The following is an 18,017-nucleotide window of genomic DNA, read 5'->3' as shown; positions in this document are numbered from 1 at the left end:
AATAAAGGCTAATCGTCTCTAGTCTATCCCGCGAGTGCCTTTTTCGTAAGAATCGTATGAAAATAAAAAAGACAGCTATTGAGAGTCTCATATGCTAATCAATAGCCGTCCTTTAAATTTTAGCGCTATAGCACAAACTTCGTCAAGCAAAACTCTTAAGATCTGATGCTAAATATAAGATAACCGTTCCGAGACCGTTTACCGCAACCGCTTTCTTGATTTCTTTCAGGTCTTGCCGAAAACCCGATGTATCACATAAAAGCCGGTACGTTTTGTCGTTTGGCAACTTCCACTCCACAGATTCCGGACTCGCGTGGTGGATCACGATGATGTCTTCCCATTCATCAACCTCGCCGAGATCAAAAAGCCTGTATGCGATGAGGAGTTCGTTGAGCGTCAAACATTCCAAATGGCGCTTGATGTCTGCAGCCGATCTGAGACGGAACGCCGGGTGCGCTTTTCTTAGCGAAATCAGTCTGCGGATGTAGTCAACATCTTCTTTGAATGTTTCACGCCGACCCCAATCCAGCTGGTTGATGCTGTCACTGGATTGATAGCTGTTTTCCACACCCTGCTTCGTTCGGAAAAATTCCTGTCCGCTGTGAATAAACGGCACTCCCTGGGCAAGCAAGATAATCGCGGCTGCCAGCCTTTGTCTGCTTCTCTTTCGGCTGTCAGTTTCTTGAGGCAGCGCAAAGGACATTTTATCCCAAAAAGTGTGATTGTCGTGTGACTCAACATAATTGATGGACTGGCTCGGTTCAGGAACGATTGGTGCTAATGCCTTCCATCCCGAAGACCCGGCAATTCCGTGCATAACGGTTTCCGCTGCTTCACCGCAGCCGAGCGCAAAGCCCGCTGCCATGAGATGAAAGGTGTTCCCTTTCACAGCATCACGAAACATATCATTAAAAAAGCCGATGCCCGGCATTTTTGAAGCATTCGCCAAAGTGGCTTTCTGTTCATGAGGCAGCGGTGTCGCCAAATCCCATCCTTCTCCAAAAAGCAGAATTCCGGGCTTTACCGCTGTTGCTTTTTCTTTCATGTAAAGCACGGTGTCCATATCTAAAATACCGAGCAGATCAAAGCGGAAGCCGTCGGCATCGTATTCCTCAATCCAATAGATGACGCAATCCGCGATGAATTTTCTCGCCATCCGTCTTTCTGACGCGATGTCATTGCCAACGCCTGTGCCGTTTGACGGCATCCCAAATTCGTCATGCCGGAAAAAATAGCCTGGCACTGTCTTTTCAAAAGGGGAATTCTCCCTTTCGTACACATGGTTAAAGACAACATCCAAAATGACGCGCAGGCCATGCTGATGAAGGGTTTTGATCATTTGTTTTAACTCTGTTTTTCTTATTTGAGGATCATGAGGAGTTGAGGCGTAACTTCCCTCCGGGGCAAAAAAATGAAGCGGGTTATATCCCCAATTGTAAGCATCAAGCGGCTTCTCTTCATCAACTCCGGCAAAATCATTTACCGGCAGAAGCTCTACATGTGTAACGCCGAGCTCTTTTACATACGCCAGTCCGGAAGAACAGCCATTTGCGGTTTGCGTATCAGTTTCCGTCAGCGCTAAGTATTTTCCCTTGTTTTTCATGCCGCTGTTTTCATCGGTGGAGAAGTCGCGGATGTGCATCTCGTAAATGACAGCATCCACAGGATTGGAGAATGGTGCGAGAGGGTCGCCCTCTTTCATTTGATCCGGACGCAGGACGACACCCTTCTCCCCATTTACCGTCACGGCCTTTGCATACGGGTCAACGGTTTCCGTCCATTCTGAATTGTTGCAAATGCAGAACACATATTCATACCCGTGAAGATCACCGGCGACAGTTACGGTGTAGACGCCTTTTTCCATCCGAACCATTTGGAATGTGCGCCCGCTTTTATTCGGATGTGAAAGCCTGACAGCAGCCGAGGCCGCGGCAGGCGCCCATACTTTAAATTCAGTATAATCCGCAGTATAAACAGCCCCCAGCTCTCCGTCATAATAAAATTCATCATCAAACGCGCCCGTCCGGATGACCGCGCCTATTTGGAGATCCGTTTTGTCGCCGCTGGACGCACTCACCGCATGTGTTGTCCCGAGAGTCACTGCACGGTCCGCTACGCAGACGTACTTATATTTTTCTTCAAGCGGATATTCCTCCCTGACAATCAAAGGGACATCTGTTGTTTCTGTCTCCAGCCGAAAAGGCGGTTTCATGATGCCTTTTTGTTCAGCCGGAATTAGAACCGTAATGATATTCACGTCATCGACATACGCTTCAAAGCTGCGGCGGATACTGACCATCGGAAGCTCTCCTCCTAACGGCGTTTATGTTTTGATCTTTAGGGGTGAAGGACTGGATGCCAAACGAAACGGGGTGGTTCCCATGATTTCACCGTCAGCATGAAACGGAATTTTGTCCTTCGTGTAAAACGTAATGTCTTTTGCTTTAAACATCGTAACGCCGGCCATCTTTGTATGTTTACCAAAAGCCATCAGACATAATAGCCAATATTTTTTCAAAAACGGCTGATTTTCAACGATCACGATATCAAATGCCTTCTCGCGCGGATTTGCAAGCGGCGCCGCCTTCATGCCGCCCCCATAAAATGGATGGTTGGATACAATCGCAAACCACACATCATGAAATTCATGCGTCTCGCCTTCCGTTGTACAAGCTAATGAAAACGGCTTAAAGGTCGCCGAGGCGTGCAAATGGGAAAGCGGGTACACAAGAAATCGCAGGCGCAGAAACAGTAAAACCCGTCTTAACGGAAATTCCATCGCCTTTTTATTGACATATGCGTCAAACCCGATCCCGATATGATTCATAAAAAAAAGGATCTGTGATTTATCCTGAAGGAATTGAACGCTCCCTAAATGAAAGGTTCTGGTTAACGGACGCTTTTGCTTCCTGATTTCCTGTATCAGATCCATTTTTTTAATAGAAAATCCTCTCGAAAAATCATTATATGCACCCGCTGGCACAAAACTTAGTTCGATATCGTCAACATCTTTCAGTCCGTTGACAACTTCATGCATGGTTCCGTCTCCGCCAATGACAATCAGGCGCTTCAGCTTGTATTCCTGTATCGTTGAAATCTGCCTGGCGAGCACCTCTGCGTGTCCCGGGTGTTCAGTTAAAAATGAGCGGTGCTCGACTTTTCGTTTGACCAATTCCTTTTGAATAGACTTCCAAACACGCAGGCCGTTTCGATGCCCCGCTGTCGGATTAATAATAAAAAACCAATGGCTCATCTTTCTCACCTGCTTATGTTATGAGAAAACCGCTCAAATCGTTCTCTTTTACTCCAGCCATTCTCGTCTGCGATAGGAATCAGACATGCAGTAAGACAATAGAGCCTTTGCAGCCTTTACCTGATGATGTTTAACCGGGGCGGTGTTTTTCTTCTGCCGCTCCATCCACTCTTCGGCGCTCCGCTTATCCACTATTTCCAATCCATATGGCGCCTCCGGATAATCGATATACGATGTTCTGCTCAGAAGCAATTTGCGAACCGGTATATCGGCCTGCTTTTCCTTTATGATCTTTGACACAACGGATTCCGTTCGAAACAGGCTAAGCCCCGGATTTAACACTGATGCAGTTTGAGAGGCTGTTTTCTTCTCCCAAAAACGATTTTTAGACCCTATGTACACACTGTCTTCTTCCGCCTCTAAGAACGTAACGCAATAAATGTCTAGAGGGGAAATAATCACAATGCTTAATTCAACCGCCGCCTGCTGAATTTTCAGCACAGGCTTATACATAATGAAATAAGAATCAGGCAGCTGCTGGGTCAGATAACGCAAAATGCGGTCCTGCTTCACCTGGTTTGAGAGATGAGACATTTCTGCAAGAGTAGAGCTTGCCCATTTGAGCTGAAATTCATATAAATGTCTTTTATAAAAAGAAGCAAGCGCCATTCTGCTCGTCGGCAGCCTTACATGGAAATTGTCCTCTTCCTCAAACCATTGGTGTCTCTCTTCTTGTATATCGGCGTTTATCTCTTCTTTTCTTCTTTTCAATGAAAATTTTTTTCGTTTCTGCACCGGTTCCGGCTCTTTGGCCCTGGCTTGTCTTTCTTCATGCTGGCGCTCCGCTGCTTCTAATAGTGAAAGCCAGCGCTCTTTTTTCAGCCGTACAAACTGATTGATGTAATGGTACGGATCAAGCTCATATCTCGATATATAATCATGAATTTTGATGATTTGTGCCATATTGGTTTCTCCACTCCGCAATGAATTATGATAAATGAAATTTAAATATTTCTTCGTATTTTGGTGATTGGTTTAAGTGTATTTGAAAGAGCGAAAACCGTTCAGCCCGCATCGAAACCTCGCCGCTTTCAAATGGAACATGTGACGGAAATCCTTCTTCGCCTGTCCATTTTCTGGCCAGCGTCATATGCGGGTGATACGGCCTTTTTTCCACTTGAAAGCCGGCTTGGAGAACAGCCTGTTTTGTTTGTTCCCGAAGGGTTTCAAGTGCCTTGTTTTTCTTTGGCTCGAGGTGTAAAACACGCGGCCTTCTCCGGTCGCCGAATACATCAATTTTGCCAAACTCAATCGGAAACGGATCGGTATCTGAAGCAAGCGCAGCCAGCGAGCCTTCAAGCTGCTGGATTTGTGTATCATCCGCCGCTCCTAGAAAAATTAACGTAATATGATAGTCAAGCGGGTGCACCCATTTTTGAAACGTCAAAACCGGCTCGTTTTTCGCAGCCCGGTAAATCGGATTCGCAATTCCCTCAGGAATGGGAACGCCGATGAAATAATGAGGCCGTATATCTGGCATCCGTCTGACACTCCCTTCTGCAACTGCTATTATTTTATCAATAAAGAGGCTGTGCGAATAGAGGAACAGTGTATGAAAACACTCTCGCACAAACGTTTATTATGTTAGGATATTATATGACACTTGTTTTATTCAGAAAGGAATGACAATGTTGAAAATCGTTGAAAATACAGCTGATCTGATTGGAGATACACCGCTTGTGAGATTGAATCGGCTTCAGCCGGAAAACGCGGCACAAGTCTATTTAAAGCTTGAATTTTTCAATCCGAGCGGCAGTGTGAAAGACAGAGCCGCTTATCATATGATAATAGAAGCAGAACAAAACGGTTTGCTCAAACCGGGATCAGTGATTATAGAGCCGACTAGCGGAAATACCGGCATCGGGCTCGCCATGAATGCGGCGGCACGCGGCTACAAGGCAATCTTAGTCATGCCTGATACGATGACAAAGGAACGAATCAACCTTCTTAAAGCTTACGGCGCAGAGGTTGTGTTAACACCCGGAGCGGAAAGAATGCCGGGCAGCATCAAAAAAGCAAAAGAGCTTGCTGAACAAATTCCGAACAGCTATATTCCCATGCAGTTTGATAACACTGCAAATCCTGACGCGCACCGAAAAACAACGGCGCCTGAAATTGCCCGGGCAATAGAGGAAATCGGCAAACCGCTCGGCGCTTTTGTCGCCTCTTCCGGAACAGGAGGAACCATTACAGGAACAGGCGAAGCGCTCAAAGAGCTTTTCCCGGATATCACGGTTCATGTTGTTGAGCCCGCGGGTTCGCCTGTATTATCCGGAGGAAAGCCCGGCGCACATAAGCTTGTAGGGACAAGCCCGGGCTTTATTCCTCCCATTTTAAATCAAGACGTCTATGACGAAATTATTAAAATCTCTGATGAAGACGCCTATACGACGACTAGGCGCCTTGCTGCCGAAGAAGGAATACTTGTCGGCCCTTCATCAGGCGCTGCCTGCTATGCGGCAATCGAAACAGCGAAACGCCTCTCTCCTGACCAAGTCGTGGTCTGCATGACAGCCGATACGGGAGAACGGTATTTATCAACTGATTTATGGTCATTTATTTAAAAAAGGACGGGCTTCAGAAGAAGCCCGTCTCAGATTGTTGACAAAGTCATAAAACGGTTTTCGTTTTATGACTTTGTATCTTTTCAGCGTGATTGAAAACCCTTGAAGTCTAGGAAGGACGAGCATTGGAGCACAGCGAATGTAGCAATTCGTGAGCACCAACGCGCAGGACTGACAACGAATGCGAGGGTTTATCGACACGCTGGGACGGGCTTCAGAAGAAGCCCGTCTTTTATTTTGCAAGCTCGTAGATCGCCTGCGCATATAACGCTGTCGATCTCAGCAAATCATCGATTTCAATATATTCATCCTTTTGGTGTGCGCTGTCAGGGCGTCCGGGGAAGAGCGGGCCGAACGCGACACCGGCTTTTAAAGATCTGGCATAAGTCCCCCCGCCGATTGAGATTAAATCAGCTTTTTTGCCCAGCTGGCCTTCATAAACCTTTTGCAGGGTTTTGACTAACGGATGGTCTGCTGACACGTGATGCGGCTTGCTGTCTTTGAATTCTCCCAGCTCAAATTCAGAGGCGCTTTCGAATGCATCACGGATCACTTTGCTTTCTGCAGTCACAGGATAGCGGATATTGATGCCAAGCTCGCCTCCTTGCCCTTTCGTATAGCGCAGCGTCCCGACATTTAATGTCAGCTCTCCGCTAATGTCATCCTCGCAATCAACATTCAGGTTCTTTCCTCTCGTATCGCCTGAAAACTTATCTGTCACAACTTGCACAAATCGCTGTCCTGCTTCGTCAAGCTCAGCCTGCTGCAGAAATTCACACAATAAAATGCCGGCATTGATTCCATTGTTCGGTTCCATCGCATGGCAGGAAAGCCCGTACATACGCAAAATGAGCTGTCCGTTCTTTATGTCAGCTTCCCCTTTTTGATCCGTTGTGCGAAGCATGTCTTTAAACGAAGCAAGAATCTCTTCTTGTTTCGGTCCTTCAATGACAGCTTCCGCAGCGTCAGGCACCATGTTCAGGCGAAGGCCTGACTGAAACGAGACAAGCAATGCCTCAGAATCAGCTTGCTTTGAGCGATGCGGGATGAGCAATGAAGCATCAATGATCCCTTTTTCCGCGTTAATAATCGGAAAATCGGCGTCAGGCGCAAAACCCAGCGTTGGCATTTCTTCATGCTTGAAATAATGCTCCACGCATCTCCAATCGCTTTCTTCATCTGTTCCGATAATGATTCTGACACGCTTGGACAGCGGCAGGTTCATGTCTTTCACGATTTTCAGCGCGTAGAACGCAGCCATTGTCGGACCTTTGTCATCAATGGCGCCCCTTGCATAAATCCGTCCGTTACGAATATCAGCTGAAAACGGATCACTTGTCCACCCGTCTCCCGGCGGTACGACGTCAACATGACAAAGTACGCCGACAATGTCATCCCCCTGGCCCCATTCAATATGGCCTGCGAAGCCGTCAAGATTTTTTGTTGTAAAGCCTTCTTTTTCTCCAAGCTCCAGCAAGGAAGTCAGGCTGGCGTTTACTCCTTTTCCAAACGGTTTGCCGGGTCCGGCGGTTGTTTCATCCATCACACTGTTGATTCTCAAAAATGCCTGTGTATCACGAATTAAATCCTCTTTTTTTCTGATCACTTCAACTTCCCAGTTCATCATGATCCCCTTTCCGCAAGAAATCACTTGCAAAAACCAAATAAAACGAATAATATTAATGGTGTTTTGTTAAAACGTTCGTAATTGGAGGATACTATGTTTCATCTAAAAGAGCAGCAAACGTCCATAAAGCAAGAAATCATAGCAGGGCTGACAACCTTTTTCACCATGGTCTATATCGTTGTGGTTAATCCGGTCATTCTGGCTAACGCCGGGGTTCCTTTCGACCAGGTTTTCACCGCAACGATTATTGCCTCCATTGTCGGAACGCTGTGGATGGCCCTGGCAGCAAATTATCCGATTGCTATTGCGCCCGGCATGGGCTTGAACGCTTATTTAGCCTTTCATGTCGTAAGCGCAAGCGATGGCGGCATCACATACGCAACAGCTTTCAGCGCCGTATTTACAGCAGGGGTTCTCTTCATTATTCTATCGTTAACGCCTTTAAGAAAACAACTGATAGAAGCGATTCCAAACAATTTAAAATACGGGATCACAACCGGGATCGGGCTGTTTATCGCTTTTATCGGCTTGCGGCAGGCGGGAATTGTGGCGGCTGATGAATCAAACTTGGTTACTCTCGGCAATTTGCATTCACCGGGTGTGATTTTAACGCTGATCGGGCTTTTGATCAGTGTGGTCTTGATGGTTTTGAACGTAAGCGGCGCCTTATTTATCGGAATGGCAGCGACTGCTTTGATCGCCTTTTTTACCGGCCAGCTGCATTTGCCTAAGGGGTTTATGTCGCTTCCTCATTTGCCGGACGGCCTGATCATTTCAAATCCGTTTTCCGCTTTTGGCGATGTCATTCATCACGGCCTGTACGCTGTTGTCTTTTCTTTTCTTCTGGTCACGATATTTGATACGACAGGCACGATGATCGGCGTAGCAGAGCAAGCCGGGCTGATGAAAAATAACAAGCTGCCGAATGTGCGAAAAGCGCTGCTTGCTGATTCAACGGCGACAACAGTAGGGGCTGTTTTCGGCACAAGCCCAACGACCGCATTTGTTGAATCTTCCGCAGGTGTCGCAGCCGGGGGAAGAACAGGGCTTACCGCTTTGACTGTTGCGGTGCTGTTTGGGGTTTCAATGTTTTTTAGTCCGCTTGTCAGTGCCTTATCCGGCATAGCCGCCATCACCTCCCCTGCTTTAATTATCGTCGGCAGCCTGATGATGCGCTCGGTTTCCAATATGAACTGGAAAGAGATGGACGAAGCATTTCCTGCGTTTCTCGTCATTCTGTCGATGCCTTTGACATCCAGCATTTCTACAGGCATCGCGCTTGGCTTTATTTCGTACCCAATTGTAAAAGCAGCGCGCGGAAAATGGAGAGAGATTCATCCGCTCGTGATCGTTTTCGCCATTCTGTTTTTCATTCAGCTGTTTATCTTATAGCATATACAGAAAACCCAAACGGCAGCGTTTGGGTTTTTTATGTAAACAATAAAGAAACAGCGGCCGCTAAAAAGCAGCAGGCGACAAATGCATAGTGCAGGGTATTCATACAGCTTTTTCTAGATCGGTAATACTCATCACTTTCTTTATCGGCGCCAATTAAAATAGGCGCATCCATCACTTTGTCAAAGATAAGCGCAAGGATATAACGGCAAACACCTGTATACACCAGAATCGCAATCAGCTTCAACCAGATCGGGGAGACAAAGATGAGAATGATGAATGCTGACAACAGCATGCACATCCGCCTTATATACTCGCCATTTCTCAAAAAAACTTTCAAAAACAATTCCTTATAGCCTGTCTCAATTGTCCTTCTTTTAAATATCCTTCTTGAATGCCGGTATACTAACGGCTTCCTTCTCATCCTGTCTTTCACTTTCGGCACTTCCGACTTCTGGCTCATCATCATCACAAGCCCGGCAAGCGCAAGCCGGCTTTTTGTCTCTTCAGTCACCTCTGCTTCAAAAGCTGAGAACGATGCTGCCTTTTTCAAACCGCGGACCAGGGAGACAATCAAAAACAAAGTGCCGATGAGCGCAAGCAATCCCCACTCAGCGAAAACGATCAGGACCGCAGAACCAGAGAAAAGAACGGCTCTGACAAAAACGTCGGCAATCCGGCTAGACATGGAGCGCGGCTTTCTGATCCTATCTTGCTTTAAGGATAAGAAGAACATATGAAGGCCAAACAGATAGCAAAATAAAGCCGCGCTTTCTGCCCATGTGATGTGAACAGAAAAACTAATGAAGGGAAGAGCAATGAAAAAGAGCAGCATCCATTTGGCCAGCGTGACCAAAAAAGAATACACCAGCGCGTACCGTTTGAGCTGATAGATTATCTCTTTCTTTTGCAGCAAAAACACGTTGTCCGCTTCCATTAAAAACGTATGGACCGAGCCCGTGCACACGATCAGCACACACACAGCATACAGCCATCTCCATTCCATCATCTCAGACCACTCATAAATAAGGCCTCTTCCGTTCATCAAATCGATATATTGATAGATGACAAAAGCAAGCGCCGGTAAAACAATATAGAGAGCGACTGTCCAGTCAATGACCGCATGCAATACCTTAATTTGATACCTATAGTAGTCAAGCAGCCTTCGAAAAAAGAACGATCGCCCGTTCATGACTGATCACCTTGGACCGCCTTATAAAAGCAGTCTAGCAACGACTGCCCCACTAGTCCGGCCTGTTCCTGAATATCTTGTAATGTACCTTGGAGAAACAAAGAGCCCTTCTCAATCATGTAAAACCGGTCACAGATTTTTTCTGCAGTATCGAGTACATGTGTACACATAAGAATGCCGGCTCCCCTTTGTTTTTCATCTTTAAGCATGTCCACAAAACGTTTCGTTGAAATCGGATCAAGGCCGATAAATGGTTCATCAATCACATACATTTCCGGCTTAGAAAGAAAAGCTTGAATGAGCATCAGTTTTTGCTGCATGCCTTTTGAAAAGGTGACAGGCAGCTCGTGCATGACATGATCAAGCGAAAACGCCTGAAGCAAGCTTTCGGCCCGCGGCGCAAATTCACTCTCCTCCATACCGCGGAGCGTGCTGACCAAATCCAAATGCTCCCACAACGTCAGTTCTTCGTAAAAAGAGGGGTGCTCCGGAATATAGGCAAATGAACAGTCATTCCAGTCAATATGCCCTTTAAAGTCTTCTGAAAGGCCGAGTATCGCTTTGATAGCGGTGCTTTTTCCAGCTCCGTTTGCTCCGATCAGCCCGACAAGCTCCCCTTTTCCGACTTCCAGAAAAACATCGTTGAGCACTTTTTTTCGGCTTGTATATCCTGCCTGTTCTATTGAAGCCTCAAGCAATTTTGTCAATTTTCACTCCTCCTCCAGAATTTACTACGGAACAGAATAAAAAAAGTTTCTTTAACCATAATAATATTGTGCCGAAATACATAGTAATCCAACAAGGATGGCCGCCCAGCTCAAATTGGAAAAAATTAATAGGAGTTATCCCTAGATTCATCGCTGCGATATCGTGTATAATGAGGGCGAATTATCTAAAAACGAAAAAATGTCTGCCTTTGTTGCTATTCGTACGCAGTTGATAGTCGTGAGTTGTGGTTAGTCAAGTCCATCCGATCTTATGATAGGGAGTGGTTTTTTGAAACCTTCAACAAACCGTATGCTAACTCGAATTAAATCAGTTTACATGTTTATCCAAGAAAAAGGCCTTGTGACAACACAGGAACTGGTTGACGAATTCGGCATTACACCTAGAACAATTCAAAGAGACTTAAATGTGTTGGCATATAATGATCTTGTTCATAGTCCAAGCCGTGGCAAGTGGGAGACAACGAGAAAGAAAGTAAAGATTACATCATAAACATTGCATATTACATAGGGCCGCCTGATAGCGGCCTGATCGATACAAGGCGAAGACCGTCTGAGCCTTGTTTTTGTGTGCTTATAGATAAAAAATCCCGCATATCGAAAATGCGGGATTTTTTTATGCCTGCGGCTCATTCAGCCAATGAAGTTCTTCTTCTGTAAGCTCACGGTATTCTCCCGGCGCCAAGGCAGGATCCAAAGAAACACGCCCCATTGATAGCCGTTTCAAATACATCACTTCATTGCCGACCGCCTTTGCCATCTGCTTGACCTGATGGTATTTCCCTTCAGTAATCGTCAGGTAAATCACGGTATTGCCGTTGTCGTTTGTCTTGACTTCCGCTTTTGCCGGCTTTGTTTTATAGCCGCCTTCTATGTAGACACCCGCTTCCAGATCCGCGATAGCTTCCGGTGAAATCTGTGATTGCAAATGGACTTCATACGTTTTTGGAACATGCTTTTTAGGCGATAGAAGCCGATGTGCCAGCTGGCCGTCATTTGTGAGCAGCAAAAAGCCCTCTGTATCCTTATCAAGCCTGCCGGCAGGAAAGGGCTCAAATCTCATCTCTTCCGGCGTCAGCAGATCGACCACTGTCCGCTGGCGGCTGTCCTCAGTCGCAGACAGCACTCCCTGCGGCTTATTCATCATGAGATAAATGAATTCCCGGTAATCAACCGGTTCCCCGTATACAGTAACCTCTTGCGCATCAGGATCAACGTGCGCCTTTACATCTTTGGCCGGTTTTCCGTCGACCATGACGGCCCCCGCCTTCACAACAGCTTTGACTTCTTTTCTGGAGCCATATCCGCTGTTGGCAAGCAGCTTATCAAGTCTCATTCCCAAATCTCTCCTTTATAAAAGAAAGCCCGCAGCATGCGAGCCCTCTGTTTCTTGATGATCTTGTTCATTAGCCGGCATGTCTGCCTTTCTTTAAAAACCCGGGCAAACGGCGGCCTAATATTTTCTGCAAAAACCCTATCCGGTAGCCGCAATACAGGTAGACTGCGCCGCCAACACCAGCCGCAATCATGACAACGATCGCAGCTTGCACTTGACCATCTTGGTAGGAAATAAAAAAGCTTAGCACCCACTGTACGATTTTCACGGCTATACCCATAATGGCTGACAAGACGAGCATCAGCACAGTCCGTTTGACTAGAATCTTATACGAATAGCCCGCATGGCGTTTGATCATGATAAATCCGTACAAAAGCGACGCGCTATATCCAAGCGCCGTTGCTAAAATCGCGCCGTCAGCCTGCATCAGCTTAATCAGCGGAATATTCAGCACAAGCTTGATCACGACGCCGATCACAAGGCTGACAACCGCAAATTTTTGTTTATTGATGCCCTGCAGAATGGCTGCGTTGACCGTAAATAAAGAGAACAAAACCGCGACTGGCGAATACCAAAACAAAATATTTGCCCCCAGATCAGGAAGAAGGCTCTCTGATCCGTAAAAGAACGTATATGTCGGTCCCGCCAATACTGAAATCCCGACAACTGCCGGAATAATTAAAAACAGGATCGTCTGCATCGTTTGATTAATCTGCTGATTCAACAGCTTATAGTTTCTGCTTGTAAACGATTCAGTAATCGTTGGAATTAATGTCAATCCGAAAGCTGTTGCAAGAGAAACCGGAATCATCACGAGCTTCTGCACATACAAGGTAAGAATCGCCATCATGTCCTGGCTGATGGCTTGATGTCCGGCTTCGATCATCGCTTTGTTAAACGTATTTGTATCAATATAGTTATACAAAGGGATGGCTAGTCCGACAAAAACGTACGGAGCGGCATAGCTGAACAGTTCGAAAAACATTTGCTTGTAGCTTAAGTTTGCTGTCGGCCCTGTATTCGGCATCATCGCCAGCAGGCTGCCCTTCCGTTTATTCCAATAAATATACAGCACGATCAGTCCACCGAAGGCGCCGATCAGCGCTGCGAAGGTCGCATACCCTACAGCGATCACAAGGCCGCCGTTCAAAACCTTCAAGATCAAGAATGTCGCACTCAATAAAAAGATGATGCGGACAATCTGTTCAACGACTTGAGAAACAGCCGTAGGCCCCATCATTTGGTGCCCTTGAAAGAATCCGCGGACAAGGCTCATAATCGGCACGACCAAAAGCGCTAAGCTGACCATGCGGATGACATAAACGACATGGTCAATTGTCAGGCCGTTATTATCTTTGCCTCCCAGCGATATTTCCGCAAAAAACGGCGCGGATAAATACAAAATGAAAAAGGCAATCATTCCGGTGACAAGCATAATCGACATGCCCGCCTTAAGCATTTTTCTGCTTGTTTCATAGTCCCCTTTGGAATTATATTTAGAAACAAATTTAGAAACGGCGGCCGGAAAGCCCATCGTGGCAATATTCAAAAATAATGTGTATTGGTTGTATCCGTATTGAAATAATGCACCGCCTGTCGCCCCGACCATAATGCTGAAAGGAATTAAATAGACCATTCCAAGAATCCGCGATATATATGTACCGAGCGTTAACACAAACGTGCCTCTTAACAGTTTGCTTGACATGTTTCTTCATCACCATTTTCTACGAAGATTCAACTTTTCTATTTTACCACAACTAGGCATTTAGACGGTAATAAATACAAAAGCAATCTTGTGAATGATTCAGGTTCCCGGCAAAAGACGTTTAAGGAGAGGCTTTCTTTCGCTATAATAGTATTGAGGACGGGGTGTCCGCAGACGAAATGGAAAAAGAAAGTTGATGATAAAGATGAAACAGTTTGACGTAATCGTAATCGGCGGAGGCCCTTCAGGATTGATGGCCGCAATTGCTGCAGGAGAACAGGGCGCTGATGTGTTGCTGATAGATAAAGGAAATAAGCTAGGGCGGAAACTCGCGATTTCCGGAGGCGGCCGCTGCAATGTGACGAACCGCCTTCCTGTCGAAGAAATCATTAAGCATATCCCAGGCAACGGCCGTTTTTTGTACAGCGCGTTTTCTGAATTTAATAATGAAGACATTATCAAGTTTTTTGAACAGCTCGGCATTCAATTGAAGGAAGAGGATCACGGCCGGATGTTTCCTGTGACAGACAAAGCGCAAAGTGTTGTCGACGCGTTGTTAAGCAGGCTGAAACAGCTCCGCGTAACCATCCGAACGAATGAGAAAATTAAATCTGTTATCTATGAAGATGGACAAACAGCAGGGATTGTGACGAATAACGGCGAAATGATCCATAGCCAGGCAGTCATTATCGCTGTCGGCGGGAAAAGTGTTCCTCATACTGGAAGCACGGGAGACGGATATGAATGGGCTGAAGCTGCGGGCCATACCATTACAGAGCTGTTCCCGACAGAAGTTCCCGTCACATCTGCCGAGCCGTTCATCAAGCAAAAAACACTTCAGGGCTTATCACTAAGAAATGTTGCCGTCAGTGTGTTAAATAAAAAAGGAAAACCGGTTATCACACATAAAATGGACATGCTGTTTACCCATTTCGGCCTCTCAGGACCGGCCATTCTCAGATGCAGCCAATTTGTCGTGAAAGAGCTGAAAAAACAGCCGCAAGTGCCGATCAAAATTGATTTGTATCCGGATATCAATGAAGAAACGTTATTCCAAAAGATGTATAAAGAACTGAAGGAAGCACCGAAAAAAACCATTAAAAACGTACTGAAGCCCTGGATGCAGGAGCGCTATCTTCTATTCTTGCTCGAAAAAAACGGCATCTCTCCGGACGTATCGTTTTCTGAGCTGCCGAAGGAGCCTTTCAGACAATTTGTCAAGGACTGCAAACAGTTTACCGTACTCGCAAACGGCACACTGTCACTCGACAAGGCATTCGTCACAGGCGGCGGGGTATCTGTAAAAGAAATTGACCCGAAAAAGATGGCTTCTAAAAAAATGGCGGGGCTGTATTTTTGCGGTGAAATTCTCGATATCCACGGGTACACAGGAGGCTACAATATTACCTCCGCCCTTGTAACAGGAAGGCTTGCGGGGCTCAATGCCGGTCACTTTGCCCGCTCTTGACCAGCCTTTTCAAATTTTTACAAAACGCTGAACATTTGAAAATTCTCCGCATTCATGGTACTGTGAGACTTGTTTTGTTTCACCTGATTGCGGGGTAATTTTAAGAGAGGAATGATCTGCCATCGTACGACCATACTAAGCCTGCGAGCAAGATATAGGCGTACACAAAAAATTTAGAGGGTGAGAATATTTGAAAAATATATCTAGTGTATTTTGGATTGTGATTGTGATCACAGCTGCTGCTGTATTGTGGGGCGTTGTGTCTCCTGACAGCCTGCAAAACGTATCCCAATCTGCGCAAGCTTTTATCACCAATTCGTTTGGCTGGTATTATCTTTTAGTTGTTTCGTTATTTGTCGGGTTCTGTCTGTTTTTGATTTTCAGCCCGATCGGAAAAATTAAACTCGGTAGGCCCGATGAAAAACCGGAATTCGGGTTATTATCATGGTTTGCCATGCTGTTCAGCGCAGGCATGGGAATCGGCTTAGTATTCTATGGTGCGGCTGAACCGATCAGCCATTACGCAATTAGCTCTCCATCAGGTGAAACAGAAACCCCCCAAGCCTTCAGAGATGCGCTCCGTTATACGTTTTTCCACTGGGGTCTGCACGCTTGGGCCATTTATGCCGTTGTGGCATTATGCATTGCCTATTTCCAATTCCGAAAAGGCGCTCCTGGATTAATCAGCAGCACGCTGTCACCGATTCTCGGTGATAAAGTGAACGGCCCGATCGGAAAACTGATTGACTGTATCGCTGTTTTTGCCACAGTCGCCGGGGTAGCGACAAGCCTTGGTATCGGGGCAACTCAAATCAATGGCGGATTGCATTACTTATTTGGGATACCAAATAACTTTCTCGTTCAATTGATTTTGATAACTGTTGTTACGATCCTTTTCTTGGCTTCTTCATGGACCGGACTCGGAAAAGGCATTAAGTATTTAAGCAACACCAATATGGTATTGGCTGGACTGTTAATGCTGTTTGTGCTGTTTGCAGGCCCTACCGTATTGATTATGAACTCTTTTACAGATTCTATCGGACAGTATATTCAAAACATCGTGCAAATGAGCTTCAGACTGACGCCGTACGAACTTGAGAAACGTGAATGGATTAACGGCTGGACGATTTTCTATTGGGCATGGTGGATTTCCTGGTCTCCATTTGTGGGCATTTTCATTGCCCGGGTATCCCGTGGGCGGACGATTCGTGAATTTTTGATCGGCGTCTTGGTAACACCATGTATTCTTGCGTTCCTATGGTTCTCTATCTTTGGCGTATCGGCTATGGATATTCAGCAAAAAGGCATATTCGATGTCGCGAAGTTATCAAGTGAAACGATGCTGTTTGGAACACTCGACCACTATCCGCTGACGATGCTGACATCTATTATGTCATTGATCCTGATTGCTGTGTTCTTTATCACGTCTGCAGACTCCGCAACATTTGTGCTCGGCATGCAGACGACATATGGTTCATTGAACCCGGCCACTTCAGTAAAATTCAGCTGGGGCGTCATTCAATCTGCCGTAGCTGCTGTCCTCCTTTATTCCGGCGGACTTTCCGCATTGCAAAACACGGCGATACTCGCGGCACTGCCGTTTTCGATCGTCATCCTGCTGATGATTGTCGCTCTTTATAAATCTTTGGCAAAAGAAAGAAAAGAGATCAGACAAGCAGAGAAGCTTCAGAAACCGAGAAGTCCGAGAGTGAAAAAGGCTTAATCACCAAAAAGATCTTCCCGCTTGTGCGGGAAGATCTTTTTTATTTCCGATATAAAATAAGGGCGGAAAAACAGTAAAGCTGTTCGCCGTCTGGGTCACATGCCGCCGAAACGGTATATTTGATATCAATCAACTGCTCCTCCGATATCCCTTTTAAAAATGAATTGATTTCCGTCTGCAAATCTTTTTCATGCTCTTCATCAAATACCGCCACCTTCAGCATCTTATCCGCTCTCCTTTCTCTATCAATCTATTCCGCTTGGAACAGCGTTATGATAGAGAAATCTTGATTACCTCGCCTTCGGATAAAAAGCTTCCCTTGTTTGGCGTTTCTTTTGCGGCTCATCGTCTTGCCGCTCCACTTTGAGCAAGACGGCATAAACGATTCGCATATGGCAGTAGCTGACCAGGCTGACGCTGAAAAAAGGGACAATGCCGGGCAGGTACGCAAGCAAGAAAAAAAGAGCGGCAGTCAGCGCAAGCATCACGAGTGTATATTGCAAATATGCCACACTGAGCAAGAGCGAATATGTCACATACAAACGTTTTTTCCAGTCAAAATGAACAAGCAGCGGAAACACATAAAACAGCATGGATACGTACAAAAATCCAAATATCATAATGGCAAAACGGAGGACATGCAGAAGGATATGGCTCGGATAAATAAATACCAAATCGATATAAATAATCAAACCGATGAGCGCCAACACAGCGCCGATCAGATTGGAACGGAGAAATTCAGCCTTGTATTCCCGCCAAAACGTTTGTAAGACAGGAACGTTATCCTGCCCCTGAACCCATTTCCGCATGACAGCGAATAAAGCTGCGGTCGCGGGCATGATGCCGAACAGCCCGAGACCCATCAGCGTAAAAAACAGCCAAAGCAAGTTTGTATACGCAAATCTCATCATCCACTCGCAAAAGCGCAGCACCCGCCCCATTGAGCCATCATGCTCCACGGCGCACCCT

16 protein-coding genes are annotated in these 18,017 nt (G+C 46.0%); 5 read left to right on the top strand and 11 right to left on the bottom strand.

Features of this window, described 5'->3' with window-relative positions; genetic code table 11:
* Window positions 1–142: 142 nt before the first annotated feature.
* From pulA to thpR, 4 genes are read right to left on the bottom strand one after another with little or no spacing between them, the layout of a single operon-like run.
* Entirely contained in the window at window positions 143–2,299 is a 2,157-nt protein-coding gene (pulA, locus tag BV11031_RS02845) for a type I pullulanase (RefSeq protein ID WP_010329573.1), read from the bottom strand.
* Between the two features lie 24 nt (window positions 2,300–2,323).
* Window positions 2,324–3,253, bottom strand: a complete 930-nt coding sequence (locus BV11031_RS02840) for a YegS/Rv2252/BmrU family lipid kinase (protein WP_010329572.1) — start codon at window positions 3,251–3,253, stop codon at window positions 2,324–2,326.
* 48 nt (window positions 3,254–3,301) lie between these two features.
* Window positions 3,302–4,216 carry a hypothetical protein gene (locus BV11031_RS02835; protein WP_010329571.1) on the bottom strand — a complete coding sequence of 305 codons (915 nt, stop codon included), beginning with the start codon at window positions 4,214–4,216 and terminating at the stop codon, window positions 3,302–3,304.
* A 25-nt stretch (window positions 4,217–4,241) separates the two neighbouring features.
* Window positions 4,242–4,793: an RNA 2',3'-cyclic phosphodiesterase gene (gene thpR, locus BV11031_RS02830; protein WP_010329570.1), complete on the bottom strand. Its 552-nt coding sequence runs from the start codon at window positions 4,791–4,793 to the stop codon at window positions 4,242–4,244.
* A 148-nt stretch (window positions 4,794–4,941) separates the two neighbouring features.
* Between thpR and cysK the strand changes: the two genes are divergently transcribed.
* The gene (gene cysK, locus BV11031_RS02825) at window positions 4,942–5,877 is read left to right on the top strand and encodes a cysteine synthase A (RefSeq protein ID WP_041952565.1); all 936 of its coding nucleotides are present in this window, start codon (window positions 4,942–4,944) and stop codon (window positions 5,875–5,877) included.
* Window positions 5,878–6,109: 232 nt separating this feature from the next.
* Here the strand turns inward: cysK and pepV are convergent, their stop codons facing one another.
* Entirely contained in the window at window positions 6,110–7,501 is a 1,392-nt protein-coding gene (pepV, locus tag BV11031_RS02815) for a dipeptidase PepV (protein ID WP_010329568.1), read from the bottom strand.
* Window positions 7,502–7,597: 96 nt separating this feature from the next.
* Between pepV and pbuO the strand changes: the two genes are divergently transcribed.
* Entirely contained in the window at window positions 7,598–8,896 is a 1,299-nt protein-coding gene (gene pbuO / locus BV11031_RS02810; RefSeq protein WP_010329567.1) for a hypoxanthine/guanine permease PbuO, read from the top strand.
* A 37-nt stretch (window positions 8,897–8,933) separates the two neighbouring features.
* Here pbuO and BV11031_RS02805 read toward each other — a convergent pair whose 3' ends face one another.
* Both BV11031_RS02805 and BV11031_RS02800 read right to left on the bottom strand, forming a co-directional pair.
* Window positions 8,934–10,091, bottom strand: coding sequence for an ABC transporter permease (locus BV11031_RS02805; protein ID WP_010329566.1), 1,158 nt, complete (start codon window positions 10,089–10,091; stop codon window positions 8,934–8,936).
* Window positions 10,088–10,798, bottom strand: coding sequence for an ABC transporter ATP-binding protein (locus tag BV11031_RS02800; protein ID WP_010329565.1), 711 nt, complete (start codon window positions 10,796–10,798; stop codon window positions 10,088–10,090). The genes BV11031_RS02805 and BV11031_RS02800 overlap by 4 nt, the downstream gene beginning before the upstream one ends.
* 289 nt (window positions 10,799–11,087) lie before the next feature.
* Between BV11031_RS02800 and BV11031_RS02795 the strand changes: the two genes are divergently transcribed.
* Window positions 11,088–11,309 (top strand): DeoR family transcriptional regulator, encoded by a 222-nt coding sequence (locus tag BV11031_RS02795; RefSeq protein ID WP_003152337.1) that lies wholly within the window; start codon window positions 11,088–11,090, stop codon window positions 11,307–11,309.
* 123 nt (window positions 11,310–11,432) lie between these two features.
* Here BV11031_RS02795 and BV11031_RS02790 read toward each other — a convergent pair whose 3' ends face one another.
* Both BV11031_RS02790 and murJ read right to left on the bottom strand, forming a co-directional pair.
* On the bottom strand, window positions 11,433–12,152 hold the full coding sequence (locus tag BV11031_RS02790; RefSeq protein WP_010329564.1) for a pseudouridine synthase: 720 nt from the start codon (window positions 12,150–12,152) through the stop codon (window positions 11,433–11,435).
* A gap of 70 nt (window positions 12,153–12,222) precedes the next feature.
* Window positions 12,223–13,857: a lipid II flippase MurJ gene (gene murJ, locus BV11031_RS02785; protein ID WP_010329563.1), complete on the bottom strand. Its 1,635-nt coding sequence runs from the start codon at window positions 13,855–13,857 to the stop codon at window positions 12,223–12,225.
* A gap of 205 nt (window positions 13,858–14,062) precedes the next feature.
* On the opposite strand from murJ, the gene BV11031_RS02780 reads away from it, so the two are divergent.
* Together BV11031_RS02780 and opuD are read left to right on the top strand one after the other, a co-directional pair.
* Complete coding sequence (locus BV11031_RS02780; RefSeq protein WP_026014489.1) at window positions 14,063–15,325, top strand: BaiN/RdsA family NAD(P)/FAD-dependent oxidoreductase; 1,263 nt, start codon at window positions 14,063–14,065, stop codon at window positions 15,323–15,325.
* Between the two features lie 190 nt (window positions 15,326–15,515).
* Window positions 15,516–17,048 carry a glycine betaine transporter OpuD gene (gene opuD / locus BV11031_RS02775; RefSeq protein WP_010329561.1) on the top strand — a complete coding sequence of 511 codons (1,533 nt, stop codon included), beginning with the start codon at window positions 15,516–15,518 and terminating at the stop codon, window positions 17,046–17,048.
* Window positions 17,049–17,088: 40 nt separating this feature from the next.
* Here the strand turns inward: opuD and BV11031_RS02770 are convergent, their stop codons facing one another.
* Window positions 17,089–17,271: a sporulation protein Cse60 gene (locus BV11031_RS02770; protein ID WP_003223398.1), complete on the bottom strand. Its 183-nt coding sequence runs from the start codon at window positions 17,269–17,271 to the stop codon at window positions 17,089–17,091.
* A 67-nt stretch (window positions 17,272–17,338) separates the two neighbouring features.
* A complete protein-coding gene (locus BV11031_RS02765; RefSeq protein WP_010329560.1) occupies window positions 17,339–18,007 on the bottom strand; it encodes a YesL family protein in 669 nt (222 codons plus the stop codon).
* Window positions 18,008–18,017 lie beyond the last annotated feature (10 nt).

Source organism: Bacillus vallismortis, from assembly GCF_004116955.1.
GTDB classification, from domain to species: domain Bacteria; phylum Bacillota; class Bacilli; order Bacillales; family Bacillaceae; genus Bacillus; species Bacillus vallismortis.
The sequence above is the reverse complement of the archived record's forward strand: the minus strand, read 5'-3'. Positions and strand labels throughout refer to the sequence as shown.